19 protein-coding genes and 1 pseudogene are annotated in these 17,321 nt (G+C 40.6%); 1 reads left to right on the forward strand and 19 read right to left on the reverse strand.

Annotation, left to right across the window (positions count from 1 at the left end; genetic code table 11):
* Positions 1-631, reverse strand: a pseudogene (locus tag AC6CHS_RS18820) (hypothetical protein); the annotation flags it as partial.
* 853 nt (positions 632-1,484) lie between these two features.
* On the opposite strand from AC6CHS_RS18820, the gene hpaB reads away from it, so the two are divergent.
* Positions 1,485-2,939, forward strand: coding sequence for a 4-hydroxyphenylacetate 3-monooxygenase, oxygenase component (gene hpaB, locus AC6CHS_RS18825; protein ID WP_498238249.1), 1,455 nt, complete (start codon positions 1,485-1,487; stop codon positions 2,937-2,939).
* A gap of 280 nt (positions 2,940-3,219) precedes the next feature.
* Here the strand turns inward: hpaB and AC6CHS_RS18830 are convergent, their stop codons facing one another.
* The 18 genes from AC6CHS_RS18830 to rplO all read right to left on the reverse strand — a co-directional run bounded on the left by AC6CHS_RS18830 (position 3,220) and on the right by rplO (position 17,290).
* Entirely contained in the window at positions 3,220-3,300 is an 81-nt protein-coding gene (locus AC6CHS_RS18830) for a putative holin-like toxin (protein ID WP_404459448.1), read from the reverse strand.
* Between the two features lie 287 nt (positions 3,301-3,587).
* Positions 3,588-6,530, reverse strand: a complete 2,943-nt coding sequence (locus tag AC6CHS_RS18835; protein WP_498238250.1) for a phosphatase PAP2 family protein — start codon at positions 6,528-6,530, stop codon at positions 3,588-3,590.
* A gap of 454 nt (positions 6,531-6,984) precedes the next feature.
* Positions 6,985-7,377 (reverse strand): 30S ribosomal protein S9, encoded by a 393-nt coding sequence (gene rpsI, locus AC6CHS_RS18840; RefSeq protein WP_036578626.1) that lies wholly within the window; start codon positions 7,375-7,377, stop codon positions 6,985-6,987.
* Positions 7,378-7,396: 19 nt separating this feature from the next.
* On the reverse strand, positions 7,397-7,834 hold the full coding sequence (gene rplM / locus AC6CHS_RS18845; protein ID WP_498238251.1) for a 50S ribosomal protein L13: 438 nt from the start codon (positions 7,832-7,834) through the stop codon (positions 7,397-7,399).
* Between the two features lie 183 nt (positions 7,835-8,017).
* Positions 8,018-8,773: a tRNA pseudouridine(38-40) synthase TruA gene (truA, locus tag AC6CHS_RS18850; protein ID WP_498238252.1), complete on the reverse strand. Its 756-nt coding sequence runs from the start codon at positions 8,771-8,773 to the stop codon at positions 8,018-8,020.
* A 17-nt stretch (positions 8,774-8,790) separates the two neighbouring features.
* Complete coding sequence (locus AC6CHS_RS18855; protein WP_498238253.1) at positions 8,791-9,591, reverse strand: energy-coupling factor transporter transmembrane component T family protein; 801 nt, start codon at positions 9,589-9,591, stop codon at positions 8,791-8,793.
* A complete protein-coding gene (locus AC6CHS_RS18860; RefSeq protein ID WP_498238254.1) occupies positions 9,584-10,456 on the reverse strand; it encodes an energy-coupling factor ABC transporter ATP-binding protein in 873 nt (290 codons plus the stop codon). The genes AC6CHS_RS18855 and AC6CHS_RS18860 overlap by 8 nt, the downstream gene beginning before the upstream one ends.
* A complete protein-coding gene (locus AC6CHS_RS18865; protein ID WP_498238255.1) occupies positions 10,432-11,271 on the reverse strand; it encodes an energy-coupling factor ABC transporter ATP-binding protein in 840 nt (279 codons plus the stop codon). The genes AC6CHS_RS18860 and AC6CHS_RS18865 overlap by 25 nt, the downstream gene beginning before the upstream one ends.
* 281 nt (positions 11,272-11,552) lie before the next feature.
* Positions 11,553-11,906 (reverse strand): 50S ribosomal protein L17, encoded by a 354-nt coding sequence (rplQ, locus tag AC6CHS_RS18870; RefSeq protein ID WP_036578635.1) that lies wholly within the window; start codon positions 11,904-11,906, stop codon positions 11,553-11,555.
* A 153-nt stretch (positions 11,907-12,059) separates the two neighbouring features.
* Positions 12,060-13,004, reverse strand: a complete 945-nt coding sequence (locus AC6CHS_RS18875) for a DNA-directed RNA polymerase subunit alpha (RefSeq protein ID WP_036578636.1) — start codon at positions 13,002-13,004, stop codon at positions 12,060-12,062.
* Positions 13,005-13,212: 208 nt separating this feature from the next.
* The gene (gene rpsK, locus AC6CHS_RS18880) at positions 13,213-13,602 is read right to left on the reverse strand and encodes a 30S ribosomal protein S11 (protein ID WP_036578637.1); all 390 of its coding nucleotides are present in this window, start codon (positions 13,600-13,602) and stop codon (positions 13,213-13,215) included.
* Between the two features lie 22 nt (positions 13,603-13,624).
* A complete protein-coding gene (gene rpsM, locus AC6CHS_RS18885) occupies positions 13,625-13,990 on the reverse strand; it encodes a 30S ribosomal protein S13 (RefSeq protein ID WP_036578638.1) in 366 nt (121 codons plus the stop codon).
* 24 nt (positions 13,991-14,014) lie between these two features.
* Positions 14,015-14,128, reverse strand: a complete 114-nt coding sequence (gene rpmJ, locus AC6CHS_RS18890; RefSeq protein WP_010095733.1) for a 50S ribosomal protein L36 — start codon at positions 14,126-14,128, stop codon at positions 14,015-14,017.
* Between the two features lie 33 nt (positions 14,129-14,161).
* Positions 14,162-14,380: a translation initiation factor IF-1 gene (gene infA / locus AC6CHS_RS18895; protein ID WP_036578640.1), complete on the reverse strand. Its 219-nt coding sequence runs from the start codon at positions 14,378-14,380 to the stop codon at positions 14,162-14,164.
* Complete coding sequence (locus AC6CHS_RS18900; protein WP_036578642.1) at positions 14,358-14,693, reverse strand: KOW domain-containing RNA-binding protein; 336 nt, start codon at positions 14,691-14,693, stop codon at positions 14,358-14,360. Before AC6CHS_RS18900 ends, infA begins: the two co-directional genes overlap by 23 nt.
* A gap of 185 nt (positions 14,694-14,878) precedes the next feature.
* The gene (locus AC6CHS_RS18905; protein WP_106895425.1) at positions 14,879-15,523 is read right to left on the reverse strand and encodes an adenylate kinase; all 645 of its coding nucleotides are present in this window, start codon (positions 15,521-15,523) and stop codon (positions 14,879-14,881) included.
* 34 nt (positions 15,524-15,557) lie between these two features.
* The gene (secY, locus tag AC6CHS_RS18910; protein WP_498238256.1) at positions 15,558-16,850 is read right to left on the reverse strand and encodes a preprotein translocase subunit SecY; all 1,293 of its coding nucleotides are present in this window, start codon (positions 16,848-16,850) and stop codon (positions 15,558-15,560) included.
* On the reverse strand, positions 16,850-17,290 hold the full coding sequence (gene rplO / locus AC6CHS_RS18915; protein ID WP_036578646.1) for a 50S ribosomal protein L15: 441 nt from the start codon (positions 17,288-17,290) through the stop codon (positions 16,850-16,852). Before rplO ends, secY begins: the two co-directional genes overlap by 1 nt.
* Positions 17,291-17,321: the final 31 nt, after the last annotated feature.

A 17,321-nucleotide genomic window follows, 5' to 3' on the forward strand; every position in this document is an offset into this window, starting at 1 on the left:
CTCCTGTCGGTCCTGCTGGTCCCGCTGGCCCGGTTGCTCCTGTATCTCCTGTCGGTCCTGCTGGCCCCGCTGGCCCGGTTGCTCCTGTGTCTCCTGTTGGTCCCGCTGGCCCCGCTGGTCCCGCTGGCCCGGTTGCTCCTGTGTCTCCTGTTGGTCCTGCTGGTCCCGCTGGCCCGGTTGCTCCTGTGTCTCCTGCTGGTCCCGCTGGCCCAGTTGCTCCTGTGTCCCCTGTCGGTCCTGCTGGTCCCGCTGGCCCGGTTGCTCCTGTATCTCCTGTTGGTCCTGCTGGTCCCGTGGCTCCTATGTCTCCTTCCGGTCCAGGCGGTCCTGGTGGCCCGACTGGTCCAGGTGCTCCGACTACTCCTCTTGGGCCACGCGGGCCGGGTGGTCCGACCGGCCCTGGTAAACCGTCTCTTCCTCTTGGACCCGGCGGTCCAGCCGGTCCTATGTCGCCTACCTCTCCCGGTGGCCCCGCTGGTCCTCGAAATCCACGTGGACCTCTTGAAACGGGAAAATCTTTTACACAACATTCGAGGGTTTTACCACACTCACATTTGCAGTTAATCTCAACTGATTTTTGTTTTTCCCTTTTTCTTCTGCAACGAGCACAATTACATTTATTATTACTCATTAAAGGTACTCCCTTCTACCCCCTTTCTAAACCTTATGATTTATATGTAATTAATGAAGCTTGTCCCTCCTATGTTTGTACGAAATGGGAACTTCTAGGACAATGAGTTAGTTAAATATTCTTTCTATCCACTATTTATCAGCAAATACAGAGACATTAAAACTATACATCACCATATGATAGTTGTTCAGATTTTGCCAAAGAAATTTCAATACTTCAACAACGCATTTTTATATACAAAAAAGACCCCCAACCAAATTGATTGAGAGCCTTGGAGCGTAATTGCATTAAATTAATATCTTGAGAAATATCCTTAACAAGGTTGTTGAGCGTAGCCTAAAAGCATTCCATTTTATCAATATTTTTGTTTCCATTAAAAAAGATAGCAAAAACGCTCTTATAGTTAGTACTTGATCCTGTATAAACCAATAAACATTTGCTAGTTGACCAGATATAATTAATGCCTAATAGCTAATTGTAAAAAAATTTTCAGCAGAACATACTTTATATAAGTCTTTAACACGAGCACAAGGAAGTTCTCTGTCTGAGTATTTACAGTGATTTAGATGAAAATATGATTTAAATGTTGCTTTTTTGGCGAAAACGACAAGTTCAAATTCATTCTCCCTATCTATCATCATCAAAAATAACTGACCTCTTATCTACCGGCGCCGTATTTAAATTAAATAACTCTAGAAATTTCTCTTCATTAATTCTCAAGATTTTATTATCTCCGTTTTTATAAGTCCTTTTCCAATTTTAAAAATGGTGAACAGTTAAACACACTGATTAATAAAATAGTACAGTAGAAATAACTCTGCATTATAAAACAAATGTAAATGGGAGTGTTATTATGGGAGCTATTACTGGAACTGATTTTATTAAACGCTTAAATCAGCTGGATACTGAAATTTGGCTGGACGGAGAAAAGATTAAGGGGGAAATTTCTGAACACCCAGCATTCAAAGGAATTCTTCAGACAAAGGCTTCCCTATATGATATGCAACATAATCCGGAAATTAAAGAGGAGATGACGTTCCATTCTCCAGAAACGGGGGATGCTGTGGGGCTTTCTTTCCTGCAACCCAAAACAAAGGATGACTTAATAAAAAGACGAAAGGCAAGTGAACACTGGGCTAAACGTACAGGTGGATTGATTGGAAGAAGTCCCGATTACCTCAATACCGCTATAATGAGTTTCGCCTCTTCTTCTCCCTTATTAATTGGAAGAGCCAACTGTTTTCCAGAAAACATCCAATCTCTTTATGAATTGGCGATGAAAAAAGACCTTTCATTTACCCATACATTTGTTACACCTCAAGTAAACCGTTCCGAGTCATACTTAGAATCCTCTGAGGAAGAACCGATTGTAGCCCGGGTGGTTGATAGGAATGAAGAAGGGATTGTAATTAAAGGGGCACGCCTCTTAGCTACTCAAGGTGGGTTAACCGATGAAGTATTAGTTATTAGTACTCCTAAATTTTTGCTAGATGAAGATGAAGCTTTTGCTTTTTCCATCCCATCAGATACGAAGGGGTTAAAATTCATTTGTAGAGAGCCGTTTGTTGGTGGAGATTCTCTTTTTAATCATCCCTTAAGCTCTCGATTCGAGGAGATGGATACCATCCTTGTTTTCGACAATGTACTCGTTCCGTGGAATCGAGTATTTTATTATGACAATGCGATTGTAGCTGCAGACTTCTCCTTCCAAAGTTCTTTTCACAATTTTACGACCCATCAAGTCATAACAAGGCAAATTGCCAAAACCGAATTCATTTTAGGTCTCGCTGAGCTCCTTGTAGAGACGATAAACGTCAGAGAGTATCAACATATTCAGGAAAAGCTGTCCGAAATCATTATTGGTTTAGAAACAATGAAAGCTCTATTGGAAAAGTCGGAGAACGATGCGGAGTTGGATCAGTGGGGAGTCATGCGGCCGAATATTGTTCCGCTTAAGGTCGCCAATAACATCTTCCCTAAAATTTATCCCCGCTTCACCGAAATTATTCAATTAATTGGCGCAAGTGGTTTGGTTAGTCTGCCTACTGAAAATGCATTCAATTCCTCTATTCGAAATGATCTCGATCATTATCTTCAAGCAGCAACCAGTAACGCAGAGGATCGGGTAAAAATATTTAGATTAGCCTGGGACCTGACAATGAGTTCATTTGGTACGAGACAAACCCAATATGAGAGGTACTTTTTTGGAGACCCAATCCGATTATCCGGCCGTCTATACAATGCATATCCACTAGATGATTATGTAAAAGAAGTTAGGGATTTTTTAGACTTGGAAACGGAAGAATAACGAAATATCATTAAGAATTTAAGGACCAAATCAAAGGTTTCTAGCCAAGTCTGTTCTTTTAGATTTTAAATATAAAGGCAGTGTTTATTGCTAACCTAGGTTATGTTTTACTTTACAGAAAAATGAGGTATATTGTATATAGATAGTAATAAGATAATAAAAGACCGTCCATGGTGGTACATGGACCGGCCTAATGTGTAAAAGCCCTCCAAGGGGGCAGCTCACGATTTGAGTTAAAAAAGTAACCAACCCCAAAGCTTGCTAGGCGTTTAATGAGTGGTTACTTTTTTTGTTGTGACAGTATAGCTATTATTAAGGTTCCGAAAGATATCATCACCATTAATGTTTCAAATACTGTCATAGTATCACCGCTTTCCTAAAAAGGGGTGAACCACTCCCATGAAAGCCTTATTAAACTTTAATAAGGATAGATTTAATCCTTTATTACACTACAAAAAGACCCCCAGCCAAAATAGCTGAGAGCCTTGAAACGTAAATATGAAATTAACGTTTTAATAAGTATACTTGTCTATTTAAAGTATATTGAATCCACGATAGATGTTAGTTGAATACAATACTAAGTATTATATTACTTCTGACCATGGCTTATAAATTCTGATGTTTTCATATATTTCTCTACATAAACGATTAAGCTTTTCTTCTTCTCAAGAAGAGGAAGAACACGCCACTTAACAAAAGTAAAAACCCTGCTAATAAGTACTGATAGATCGTGGTGGCAGTTTCCGGTAGCTTTTGTCCTTCTTGTCCGTCTTGTTCTTTTTGTCCGTCATCCGTACCAGGCTGCTGTTCTATTGCTTCCTGTTCAAATACGGTATAGGTGCTAAAGTGATCGGTTTGTGCCGTCACCTTTCCATCTTGCCATTCTCCGCCAAATGCTTCCCATTCTTCAAGTTCTGGGTTCAAATAAAACAGTTGTACCTGGTCTTTATCATTTACTTTATCGCTATCAACAGAAAAAGTCAGCGTCACTTTTTCTTCAAAGGTATTTAATTGTTTTTCGCCTTGTTTGATTTCAAAGTCATAGACCACACTCAATGCTTGATCAATGTCATCTAAACGCTCTAACTGGATTGTTGCAGCCTCGGATACATTAGTGAAATTGGAGGCAGCTAGTTGCAAGCTGACATTTTTCAACTGAATGATGATCGTTATTCGATGCTCCTTCAGCCATTTTATCTGGTCAGAAGTAAAGGCGAGATTAATAGAATCATTATGTTCAAGTAAATCTATCCATAATTCACCTTGATCAGCTAGCTGATAGAGCGAGTCTGTTTCGATCGTTGCTTCGCCATTGATAACGTCAGGCGTTACGGTAACACGGGGTTGTTTCTCTGGGTCTGGGTCTTGTGAGTCCTCCGGGTCTTCGGGATCGACAGGATCTTTTGGATTTTCATGATCTTCCGGATCTTCCGGGTCTGGTGTACTTGGATCAGAAGTACCGACTGTTTTGATATGTGCAACGATATTATTATTATCATAAGTGACATTTACCTCATAATCATCTGCTGTTACATTATTAAATTTACCTTCCACCTTGTCAGCAGTCATTATCGTAATATTTGCAGCCTTGTCTATTTCATAATTAGAAAGATCCAAATTCAGATCCCCACCATCAAGATATACCAAGCCATCTACATTTAGTTGAGTTTGGTCATTATCCATAGCAATATCTAGGCTTCCAGCTTCCATTGTTAAGTTCCCATTTAAATTCAGAGGTTCATCTACATTAACTAAAACAGCACCATTTTCTACATAAAGATCACCTTCACCATAAGCAGTCGCAGAAGTAGCTTCTAACGTCCCTCCTTGCAGTAATGTGCCTCCCGTATAACTATTATTTCCTGTCAAAGTAAGTGTTCCTGTCCCTTGCTTGGTAAGCATACCACTGCCAGTTATATCATTTCTCCACCAATCTTGGGCATTAAATCTTCCTTTTGAAGCGTCCATATCCACTGTTACATTGCTTAAAAACGCACCATATCCATCAGACGCTGTTACCAAATCAATTCTTCCCCAACCATTTGATTCATCTATTACAGGGTAGCCTGAGTCAATTTCTGTCGTATATAACACTTCTCTACGTTGTTCATCAGGCAAATAAGGTTGGCGAGTTTCTAACAAAACTTCTGCCCCTGTAGGTACTACAGGAGCTAAACCTTTTACGCCCGTTTGAGGTAAACCGTATGTGAGCTTTTCCCGATAGAATGCTTTATTTGCTTCATGATCTTCCCACTTTTGTTCATCGTACGCACTTTCAAACGTATAATCCTCTGTTACTGTATGTGCATATTCGTATAAACTCATTTCTTTGGATGCAGCTAATTCACCGAATACTTCTCCAGCATTGTTATATGCCTTATCCAATACTTTTTGATTTTCTGAAAGATTGTATGCATAAGCAGTCATGGCAGTAGATTGTATTCTTCCCCCTATAATATCAAGTGGAGAGTGCATACCAGTCACTATTCTATTTTCTCCCATTTGAGCTGCTCTTGTTAAAAATTCAGTATATCTTTCCGGTGTTGCGTATGCAAATCCGAATGTTGACAAATAAGACGCACTTGTATGCCCGCTTGGAAAAGCTCCGTCTTTACCTCTCCCGTCTTCCGCTATTCTTTTTACATATTCTAATGCAGGAATTATTTCCACATTCGTTTCATATTGTTGGTAATGTCTTTCCCCTGTTTCTTTTTTTCCACCTGAAGGTAATTCTTCTACTACCTTCTCGCCGCTACCGATTGTTTCCCATTCAGGTAACCCATTCTCATCAACAACTTCTATCACTTCTCCATTTGAATTCATTCTGTAAGGTCTTGGAGAAGAGAAAAAGTACTTAGAAGGATTGGAAGAAGAAGGATTTCTAAACCTAATTAAATGAACTAAATCCAACGCATCTGATAGTACAGTTTCCTCCCACTGTCCCATTCCTTGGCTTTGGTCTTCAACAGTCGTTTCTTCCAATATCTTATTCATGTCCTCAGTCGATCTTACTACACTTGTGGTCGGATTAACGATATCTACATAGGTATTAGCCAAAGGCCCATAAGCTTCCATCATACTATATATCTTATCTCTTTGATCATCATAATAGGCTGCTAACGCCTCTTCATCTGTTCTGTTTTTGGTAACATCTTCAACATATTTAATATTAGCTTTCCAAGTCTCTAGATCTCTGATTTCTACGTTAGCATATGTATTCTTATCTGCTACTACTTTTGTCTTATCATTTTTATATCCATCAAAATAAACGGTAGGTCCGTCACCATAGTTAGCAACTTCCCCATTTGCACCTGGTATAGTTAACGCTGTTCCGTCTCTCCAATCTGGTTGATTCATAGACCACACTTGATCAAACCCATCCAAAACACTTATAAAAGGGTTAGTCGCAGCTATATTCTTTAATTGTGAATCATTGGCATTTCCGCCATTATCCAATGCTGGTAAAGGTTGCTCAACGTTAGGAGGATCTGTATTTACTTTTTCAGTAGTTCCTTGTGGCTTTGAGGGTTTAGAATGCTCCTTTTCTGAATATTGACTAGCAGCCTGAACAGGAAGCTCAAAATTTGTCATAATTAGCATTGCAAGTAGTAATATTATCGACGCTTTTTTCATGAATTTCATACTTTTTTATTTCCCCTTTTCTGCTGCATTTTAAAATAACTTAACCTCACTAGTTACACTTTAAGGACAGTATGTTAAATGAATGTAGGGAAACTGTTAAAACTTCGTTAATTTTATGTAGAAGGGCAAAGAAGTATGACGAAAATCACGGGTTCAGTTTTAGTCGAAGCAGGCACGGATCCTAACAAAGAATATTTCATTACTAACCATGAAAACGTCAAAATGCTATTACTATGACAAGTGGGGAAAGTGATGGAATACTCATGTTACCGATGAAGCGAAGGAGAAAACAGGCGAGTTGATCCAAAAGTAGCCCGGGGTAGTCAACTCCAAATTTGGACATAAAAAAACCCTCTCTGCTCCGTAAGAGCAAAGAGGGTTAACCTTTTGTATAAAAGGTTTATTAACGTTTTGAGAACTGTGGTGCACGACGAGCGCCTTTAAGACCGTATTTCTTACGTTCTTTCATACGAGCGTCACGAGTTAGGTAGCCTTCTGATTTAAGAGACCCGCGGTATTCTGGATCTGCTTCAAGAAGTGCGCGAGCGATCCCGTGGCGAATTGCTCCAGCTTGTCCTGTGAATCCTCCACCATGAACGTTTACTAAAACATCATAAGTTCCTTGAGTTTCAGTAGCAGCTAGTGGTTGGTTCAAGATTAAAAGCTGTGTATCGTATGGGAAATAGTCTTTCGCTTCACGACCATTAATTGTTACATTACCTGTACCTGGTACTAAGCGTACACGTGCAGTTGATTTTTTTCGACGACCTGTGCCGTAGTATTGTACTTGTGCCAATTGATTAACCTCCTTTTAATTACCCGCGAAGTTCGTAAACTTCAGGTTGTTGTGCTTGGTGATTGTGCTCAGAACCTCTGAATACATGCAATTTCTTACCCATTTTACGGCCAAGAGAACCTTTTGGAAGCATTCCTTTGACAGCAAGTTCAAGCATTTGCTCAGGGTATTTAGTACGCATTTCATATGCAGTACGTTCTTTCAATCCACCTGGGTGGTTTGAGTGACGGTAGTAGATCTTGTCATTGATTTTGTTACCAGTTAGTTCGATTTTCTCTGCGTTAATGATGATTACATTATCGCCAGTGTCAGCGTGTGGTGTGTAAGTTGCTTTATGCTTTCCGCGAAGGATTGCAGCAACCTCACTAGCTAAGCGACCAAGACGTTGGCCATCAGCATCCACAACAAGCCATTTGCGTTCGATATTAGATTCATTCGCCATGAAAGTTGTGCGCATGATTGTTCCCTCCATAATTAAAAATTCATTTTAAAATTCGTTTCGCTATTTCTATATTCAACACAATTAGATTCCGGGGCTAATCGTGGTTTCAGAAATAAATTGCCATAGATCATAATATACCAAAGTATAGGGATTTGTCAAGGGGATGAGCAAATGATTTGCGTAAATCCTCCATTTACATTATGAAGGCTCTTCTTCATAGACAACATTCCACAAATAAAGCCCCTGTGGTGGAATGGTTTCGCCCACAAGCTGCCGATCCTTCTGTTTCAGCAATTCATTTATGTTTTCAGGGTTACGCCGCCCCTGTCCAACATCTAGGAGCACTCCAACAATGATGCGCACCATATTATATAAAAAGCCGCTCCCCCGAAAAATAAATTCCAGCTCTGTCCCCTGCTGTTCGCAGCGTACCTGAAATAGAGTCCTTTCCTTACTTCCTTTCGTCGTTGCTTTCGCAGATGAAAAGGTTGTAAAATCATGTGTCCCTTCCAGGTAAGTGCACGCCTCTTTTATTTTCGAGACATTAAGCGCGTAGGGAAAATGATAGCTGTACTGACGCTTAAACACATCAGGCTCTTTTTCATTTGTTACGTAATAGCGATACTCTTTTTCTACTACATCATAGCGAGCATGAAATGTTTCCGAGACTTCTGTCACGTCCTTAATATAAAGATCATCCGGCAATAAAGTATTTAACGCAAGCTTCCAGTTCCCTGTTGGAATCGTATAAGGGGAATCAAAATGGATTTTTTGTCCTTTTGCATGCACACCAGTGTCGGTCCGGCCAGATGCCTGGATCCGAATGTTGCTACCCTTATGCATTTTCTTCAACGCTTTTTCCAACTCACCTTGAATTGTTCGCTTTTTGGGTTGTATTTGGAAACCGGAAAATTGGGACCCATCGTAATAAATGGTACATCGTAGTCTTACCATCGTGCTTCAGCCTTTCCTTAATAGCCTCTTGTTAGCAGCAGGCCTGCAATGACAGCGATAAATAGTAGATAAACGGCGATATCACGTGCGTTTATCTTTAATTCTCTTAATTTCGTACGTCCCTCTCCACCTTTATAACCACGAGCTTCCATCGCCATAGCCAGCTCTTCCGCCCGCTTAAAGGCACTAACAAACAAAGGAATCAGCAATGGAACCACCGCTTTTGCTCGATCTTTGATAGAGCCAGTCCGAAAGTCAACTCCGCGTGAAGCCTGAGCTTTGGAGATTTTTTCTGTTTCCTGCATAAGTGTTGGGATAAACCGAAGAGAAATAGACATCATCAGTGCAAGCTCATGAACAGGGAACTTCACTTTCTTTAATGGATGCAACATATCCTCAATAGCATCGGTTATCTCAATTGGTGTTGTGGTTAAAGTTAAAAGAGATGTAATGAGAATAAGCAAGAAGAACCGCAATGAGATAGCAATTCCTTGAAATACCCCACCAGAATAAATCTGAAAGGAGTATACCTCCAGCCATACGGTGCCTTCCTTCGTTACAATGATATGCAAGATGAACGTGAAGACAATCAGGAACCATACAGGTGTCAGCCCCTTCATAATAAATCTTATAGGTACACGAGATGTGACCATACTGGCCAGTGCAAACAATGTTAGAACACTATAACTCACTACATTATTGGCTAAAAATACGATGAATACAAAAAAGAAAATAAGTGTAATTTTAGTTCTTGGGTCTAATTTATGAACAAGGGAGGTTCCTGGTACATATTGTCCGATAATCAGGGCGTTATTCATCTATTCTGCCCCCTTGCACAACACGACGGATGTCCTCAGCCATTTCATCAACCGTCTGACCTTTAAAAGGCAGAGAGTACTTAAATCTCTCTTCAAACTTACTTAGGAATGCAACACTCTCTGGTACATCTAATTGCACCTTATGCAATGCATCCTTTTGGGTGAAAACTTCAACAGGGTTTCCCTCCATATACTTTTTCCCTTTGTTCATGATCAACACGTGGTCAGCATATTTCAGTGCATCCTCCATGCTATGGGTAACGAGAATGGTAGTAAGCCCCTGTCTTTTATGAAGCTCGTAAAACATTTGCAAAATCTCTTTCTGACCTCGGGGGTCTAAACCTGCCGTAGGTTCATCCAAAACAAGTACTTCTGGCTGTACAGCCATAACACCTGCAATCGCCACTCTACGCATTTGCCCACCACTCAAGTCAAATGGAGAACGCTCTAATATATCCTCAGATAACCCAACAGCTGGAATGATGTCTCGAATTCGCTCCTCGATTACCGCTTTCTCGACACCGAAATTTTCTGGACCAAAGGCGATATCTTTTGCAACGGTTTCTTCGAATAGCTGGTGCTCGGGATATTGGAATACGACACCTACTTTGCTACGCAGTTCTCGCATGTTCTTCGGCTTCTCTTTTGCTTTTAGGTGAAAATCACCAATCGTTACCTCGCCTCTTGAAGGCATGGCTAGACCATTTAAATGCTGGATCAGGGTCGATTTACCGGAACCAGTATGACCGATGACAGCTACAAAGGAGCCAGATGGGATATGAAAACTTAAATCCTCAATCGCCTTATGAGCGAAGGGGCTATTTTCTTGATATATATAGCTTACGTTGTTGAATGTAATGTCCATAATTCCTCCAGCAGCTCTTCATGGTTTAATGGTTCCTTTGTTAAAGCTAGTCCCTTTTCCTGCAACTCATCAGCCAAAATGGCGACAAATGGCACATCAAGGCCGATTTCTCGAAGCGCATGTTTTTTAGCAAAGATTTCTCTAGGTGTGGCTTCATCCCAAATCTCTCCATGGTTCATGACAATAACGCGATCTGACTGCACGACTTCATGTAAGTCATGCGTTATCGTGATGAGAGATAGATTATTTTTTTCTTGCACTTGATTTAATGTGTTCATAATTTCCGTTCTACCTTTAGGGTCAAGCATCGCTGTCGCTTCATCTAATATCAGGACTTTTGGGGAGACTGCCAGTACACCTGCTATGGCGACACGCTGTTTTTGACCACCTGAAAGCCGGTGTGGCTCTGTTAAATGGTAATCCTGCATACCCACGGCTGTTAAGGATTCCTCGATACGGGATATCATTTCTTCTCTTGGAATACCTCTGTTTTCCATCCCAAAGGCTACATCATCCTGGACGGTGGTACCCACGAACTGATTGTCAGGATTTTGAAAAACCATCCCTACATCTTTTCTAATATCCCAGATTGTCTCCTCTGTTACAGGTTTTCCAGCTATTAAAATCTCGCCTTCTTGAGGAAACAGTAAGCCATTAATTAGCTTTGCTATTGTAGATTTACCACTTCCATTATGGCCAATGATAGCAATAGATTCATCTTCATAGATTTCAAACGAACAGTGTTTCAAGACCCAGGGGTGCTCTTCTCTATATCGAAAGGATACATTTCTAAACTCTATTAGCTTCTCTCTCATTCTAATGCCTCCTCTAGCTCTTCTCTCCCCCTGAGGTGTGTTTGTAGGGGCAATGGATTAAATAATGTCAGAAGGGCTTTAAAAACGCTTCTGTGAGGTTATACTCTATGATGTCTCTTCCATCTAGTTGGATACAAGGCATAGTAGGCTTAAACACCCCTCAAGCAACATTAGCCAGCACTAGAGTGTTACAAGCCCACTACCTTTTTAAATTACAAAAAAAGGGCTTGGCTTCACCTCATGAAGAGATTCAGTCCTGCCCTCGACGCCTTTTTGTAAAATTAAACTAATTCTACAATTGCCATTTTTGCTCCATCACCTTGGCGTTCACCTAATTTAAGAACGCGTGTGTATCCACCTTGACGGTCTTCATAGCGTGCAGCAACGTCATTGAAAAGTTTTTGAACAACACTTTCATTTTCGTTAGCTTCTTTGTTATACAAGAATGCTGCAGCTTGACGACGTGAATGAAGATCACCACGTTTTCCAAGCGTAATCATTTTATCTACTACAGATTTAAGCTCTTTCGCTTTTGCTTCTGTTGTTTCAATCCGTTCATGAATAATCAAATCAGATGCAAGATTACGAAGTAGAGCCATACGAGAATCTGTTGTACGACCTAGTTTTCTAGCCATGGACTATCCCTCCCTTTCTTGATGACTACAGACTAAATTTAAAAATGCGAAAAACCGCAAAGAAAACCTGCGATACCTATTCTTCCTAACCTGCGTATGTCCCGGTTCCGGGACCAGGTTAAATGGGAATAGGAATGCTGGTAAAAACAATGATCAATCGTCATCACGTAAGCCTAATCCAAGATCAATTAGTTTTACTTTTACTTCTTCTAATGATTTACGACCTAAGTTACGAACTTTCATCATGTCTTCTTCCGATTTGTTTGCAAGTTCTTGAACCGTGTTAATTCCAGCACGTTTCAAGCAGTTATAGGATCTGACAGAAAGATCAAGCTCTTCGATTGTCATTTCCATTACTTTTTCTTTCTGGTCTTCTTCTTTTTCTACCATGATTTCGGCCTTTTTGGCTTCATCAGTTAAACCAACAAAAATATTAAGATGCTCCGTGAAAACTTTAGCTCCAAGAGAAACTGCTTCCTCTGGGCGAATGCTTCCATCTGTAGAGACATCCAACGTTAGTTTATCAAAATTAGCTACTTGCCCTACACGTGTATTCTCAACTTGATAGGTCACACGGGAAACGGGAGTAAAAATAGAATCGATTGGCACAACACCAATAGGTTGGTCATCTTTTTTATTCGCTTCAGCCGGACGGTATCCGCGACCACGTTCTGCGGTGATTTTCATACGCAAATTACCTTTGCTATTCAATGTAGCAATAGGTAGTTCCGGATTTAATACTTCCACATCACTATCGTATGTCAGATCAGCGGCCGTAACTTTCCCTTCCCCCTGTACATCCACTTCTAAAACCTTTTCTTCATCAGAATAGATTTTCAAAGCTAGTTTTTTCAAGTTCAAAATGATAGACGTTACGTCTTCAACAACACCATCAATTGTTGAAAATTCATGAAGCGCCCCATCAAACTGAACGGATGTAACAGCAGCACCTGGAAGTGAGGATAGTAGGATACGACGCAAGGAGTTTCCTAGAGTGGTACCATATCCACGTTCAAGCGGTTCGACTACGAATTTACCAAACGTAGCATCCTCGCTGACTTCTACCGTCTCAATTTTTGGTTTTTCAATTTCGATCATTCAATAAAACCCTCCTTTAAAACGTCGAAACCCCGGTTAGACACCGCGTCTAACCGAAATTCCTCAAATAGGCAGTTGGCGTTTCTGCACTACCTGCAATACTTTCGTACTTCTTGTCTCTCGAATGCTGTATGGTAAAGGGCGGACCTTTACATTTTTAGCTATCATAACCCATTATAGACAGGGTGACAAATTCTATACGGTATAATTATACGCGACGACGTTTTGGTGGGCGACAGCCATTGTGTGGAACAGGAGTTACATCAACAATTGCTGTTACTTCCAGACCAGCTGCTTGAAGAGAACGAATCGCTGCTTCACGGCCAGCCCCAGGTCCTTTAACTGTTACTTCTAGAGTTTTCATTCCATTATCTACAGCAGACTTCGCTGCAGTTTCTGCTGCCATTTGAGCAGCAAATGGAGTAGACTTACGAGATCCTTTGAATCCTAATGATCCAGCAGAGCTCCAGCCAATCGCATTACCTTGCGCATCTGTAATTGTAACAATTGTGTTGTTAAAAGTAGAACGGATATGTGCAATACCGGTTTCTATATTCTTTTTCACACGACGTTTACGTGTATTAGTTTTACGTGCCATTAATTAGCTTACCTCCTTCACGTTATTTTTTCTTGCCTGCAACTGCTCGACGAGGTCCTTTACGAGTACGTGAATTGTTCTTAGTTTTTTGTCCACGAACTGGCAACCCACGACGGTGACGAACACCTCTGTAAGAACCAATCTCGATTAGACGTTTGATGTTAAGGGAAATTTCACGACGAAGGTCCCCTTCAGTTGTATAAACATCGATTACTTTACGGATTTTACCAAGCTCATCTTCTGTTAGATCGCGTACACGAGTGTCTTCTGAAACGCCTGCTTCTTTAAGGACTTTCTCTGCGGTCACTTTGCCAATTCCATAAATGTAAGTCAATGAAATTACTACACGTTTGTCACGTGGAATATCAATACCTGCAATACGTGCCATAAGATTGTAACACCTCCTATTAGTTTAGCCTTGTTTTTGCTTGTGTTTCGGGTTCTCGCAAATAACCATAACTTTACCTTTACGTTTGATTACTTTGCATTTTTCACAAATTGGTTTAACAGATGCTCTTACTTTCATCTCATCTTTTCCTCCTTTTATATCGGAGCTCGCTTATTTATAACGGTACGTAATTCGTCCTCTAGTTAAATCATACGGAGAAAGTTCAACCGTTACTTTATCACCTGGCAGAATGCGGATGAAATGCATACGAATCTTGCCTGAGACATGGGCCAAAACTGTATGGCCATTTTCAAGCTCTACATTAAACATCGCATTCGGCAATGTATCGGTTACGGTACCTTCAACTTCAATTACATCGTCTTTCGCCATCGTGTTGATCTCCCTTCTTCAAATCAGTCACAACTTCATTGATAAATTTAGCTATGGCAAACCGTAGCTTACCATTTGTGACACGACCAGTTTCTAGAAGGCTTTTCTGGACTTCAGGAGAAATGTAGTCCATAACTTCAATATGATGCAAGTTCTTTTTCTTTGGTCGATCATATTTACGTTTTTCCCCATCTGCAAGCAAGACATACCGATCTTCAAGTAATTTTATGATAACCGCATATTGTCCTGCTTCCCGTCCCTGCATAATACGAACAACTTGACCTATTAGCGGAATCGAATCATCTTCGTTCAACAACGATCACCTTCACTTAGGCTATAGTTTATACTGCCACCCTACTAAATAGGGGTTATCGCTTATCCAATCCTGTGTCACTTAACTTTGAAGCAATGCACGTTCAAATGTGATTACTCCATTTTATTATAACTTTTCATCCAACGGAATGCATCCGTTGGCTATGCAACAGTTATAATAAAAGATTATTTATCGATCTTGTTTTGAATATCTTCAAAAACCTGATCAATATCTTGGTCACCGTTAACAGATACTAAGTATCCTTTGTCCTCGTAAAAGTCCAATAACGGTTGAGTTTGCTTTATATTAACTGCCAAACGGTTCTTCACTGTTTCGGCCTGATCATCTTCTCGCTGAATTAACTTGGAACCATCTTTGTCACAGATCCCTTCAACCTTTGGTGGGTTGTAAAGAACGTGATAAGTAGCTCCACATGTCGGACAAATTCTACGACCCGTTAGACGCTCCACTAATTTTTCTTTTGGTACATCTACATGCAGTACATAGTCAATGGATTGATTTAAATCGGAAAGAAGATCTTGTAAAGCTTCTGCCTGGGCAATGGTTCTTGGAAATCCATCCAATAAGAACCCTTCCTTGCAATCTGCTTTACTTAAACGTTCTTTCACAATCCCGATTGTTACTTCATCCGGAACAAGCTCACCTTGATCCATATATTCTTTAGCTTTCTTTCCAAGGTCTGTACCCTCTTTTATAGCTAATCGGAACATATCTCCTGTTGAAATATGAGGGATGTTATATTTTTCGTTTATCTTTTCGGCCTGAGTACCTTTGCCGGCACCAGGAAGACCCATTAAAATCAAATTCAACAAATTTCCCCTCACTCTCATTGGCAGCAGGATCCTACTTGATAAAACCTTTGTAGTGTCGTTTAACCAACTGGCTTTCCAGCTGTTTCATTGTCTGTAATGCTACTCCAACAACAATCAGTAAGCTTGTGCCACCAATTTGAACTGCGGTAGGTAAACCAGCCAGCCCACCCAATAGGATAGGGAGCACAGATACAGCCGCCAGGAAGAGAGCACCGACAAAGGTTAAACGGTACATCACACGTGTTAAATACGTTTCAGTATTTTTACCAGGTCGGATACCTGGAATATAACCGCCTTGTTTCTGTAAATTCTCAGCCATTTGTTCAGGATTAACCTGTACAAACGTATAGAAATATGTGAAGGCAATAATAAGCGCTACATATAAAACCATACCGATTGGCTGTGTGTAGTCAAAAATCGTTGTGATCGTTGATGCGATTTGGCTTCCTTCAAAGAAGTTAGCCACCGTACTTGGTGCAACCATAAATGCTATCGCAAAGATTACCGGGATAACTCCTGCAGCATTTACTTTTAACGGTAAATGTGTGGAATGTCCGCCAACCGGAGAGCGATTAACAAGTTTTTTTGCATATTGTATTGGTATTTTACGAAGTGCCTGCTGGATGAAGATAACTCCAACCACTACAGCCACAACTACCAAAGCAATCAAGGCAACAATTACAATGTTGATAAACAAATCATCACCAGGATTAACAAAATACTGACTGTAAAGTTGTTGAATCCCGTTTGGAACTGCGGCTACGATACCCGCAAAGATAATAATTGAAATCCCATTTCCTACACCATTTGCTGTGATCTGTTCTCCTAACCACATAAGAAATGCAGTCCCACTTGTAAGAACAATCGCTATTATGATGAACGTTAGTACACCTGGATCGGTAATCAACATACCCCCGGCCATTGCATTAAATCCAATGGACATCGCAATCGCCTGAATGAATGCAAGAACGATCGTACCATAACGCGTGATCTGTGCCAACTTCTTACGTCCCGCATCACCTTGCTTCTTCCACTCGGCAAATTTAGGAACAACATCCATTTGCAATAGCTGCATAATAATGGACGCTGTAATGTATGGCATGATCCCCATGGCAAAAATGGAGAAGTTTTGTAGTGCTCCTCCACCAAATGTGTTCAGGAAACCAAATACATTTTGTGAGTTCATGAAATCAATTGCTTGCTTATCTGTATAAGGCACAGGAATAAATGTGCCTAGACGGAAGACAACCAACATCAACAAAGTGAAGATTATTTTCCGTCTAATGTCACCTACGCGCATAAAATTGGAGATTGTACGGAACATTAAATCACCTCGGTTTTACCGCCCGCTGCCTCTATTGCTTCAATTGCTGAAGCAGAGAACTTATGAGCTTTTACTGTAAGTTTTTTTTCGATAGCACCTTTGCCAAGTACTTTAATACCAGCATTAAGCTTGCTTACGACACCTTCTTCAAGTAATAGCTCAGGTGTAATTTCTGTGCCGTCTTCAAAACGATTTAGCGCATCTAAGTTCACAATAGTAAATTCTTTACGGTGAATGTTTGTAAATCCACGTTTAGGTAAACGTTGGAATAAAGGCATTTGACCACCTTCAAAGCCCGGACGAGTACCGCCGCCTGAACGTGCTTTTTGACCTTTATGTCCACGGCCGGAAGTTTTTCCGTTACCAGATGACATACCACGACCTACACGGTTACGATTTGTGCGTGTTCCTTCTGATGGCTTCAATTCATGAAGTTTCATTCGAGCACCTCCTCTTTACGCAATTATATAA

It is taken from the genome of Oceanobacillus sp. GQ8, assembly GCF_059758495.1.

Bases quoted from the DNA above. Each gene is read 5' to 3' on its own strand.
- rplM (WP_498238251.1), bottom strand. From the start codon at position 7,834: ATGCGCACAACTTTCATGGCGAATGAATCTAATATCGAACGCAAATGG.
- AC6CHS_RS18835 (WP_498238250.1), bottom strand. From the start codon at position 6,530: ATGACAAATTTTGAGCTTCCTGTTCAGGCTGCTAGTCAATATTCAGAA.
- AC6CHS_RS18830 (WP_404459448.1), bottom strand. From the start codon at position 3,300: ATGACAGTATTTGAAACATTAATGGTGATGATATCTTTCGGAACCTTA.
- AC6CHS_RS18865 (WP_498238255.1), bottom strand. From the start codon at position 11,271: ATGAGAGAGAAGCTAATAGAGTTTAGAAATGTATCCTTTCGATATAGA.
- infA (WP_036578640.1), bottom strand. From the start codon at position 14,380: ATGGCGAAAGACGATGTAATTGAAGTTGAAGGTACCGTAACCGATACA.
- AC6CHS_RS18855 (WP_498238253.1), bottom strand. From the start codon at position 9,591: ATGAATAACGCCCTGATTATCGGACAATATGTACCAGGAACCTCCCTT.
- secY (WP_498238256.1), bottom strand. From the start codon at position 16,850: ATGTTCCGTACAATCTCCAATTTTATGCGCGTAGGTGACATTAGACGG.
- rpmJ (WP_010095733.1), bottom strand. From the start codon at position 14,128: ATGAAAGTAAGAGCATCTGTTAAACCAATTTGTGAAAAATGCAAAGTA.
- rpsM (WP_036578638.1), bottom strand. From the start codon at position 13,990: ATGGCACGTATTGCAGGTATTGATATTCCACGTGACAAACGTGTAGTA.
- rplQ (WP_036578635.1), bottom strand. From the start codon at position 11,906: ATGGCTAGAAAACTAGGTCGTACAACAGATTCTCGTATGGCTCTACTT.
- rplO (WP_036578646.1), bottom strand. From the start codon at position 17,290: ATGAAACTTCATGAATTGAAGCCATCAGAAGGAACACGCACAAATCGT.
- AC6CHS_RS18875 (WP_036578636.1), bottom strand. From the start codon at position 13,004: ATGATCGAAATTGAAAAACCAAAAATTGAGACGGTAGAAGTCAGCGAG.
- truA (WP_498238252.1), bottom strand. From the start codon at position 8,773: ATGGTAAGACTACGATGTACCATTTATTACGATGGGTCCCAATTTTCC.
- AC6CHS_RS18860 (WP_498238254.1), bottom strand. From the start codon at position 10,456: ATGGACATTACATTCAACAACGTAAGCTATATATATCAAGAAAATAGC.
- rpsK (WP_036578637.1), bottom strand. From the start codon at position 13,602: ATGGCACGTAAAACTAATACACGTAAACGTCGTGTGAAAAAGAATATA.
- hpaB (WP_498238249.1), top strand. From the start codon at position 1,485: ATGGGAGCTATTACTGGAACTGATTTTATTAAACGCTTAAATCAGCTG.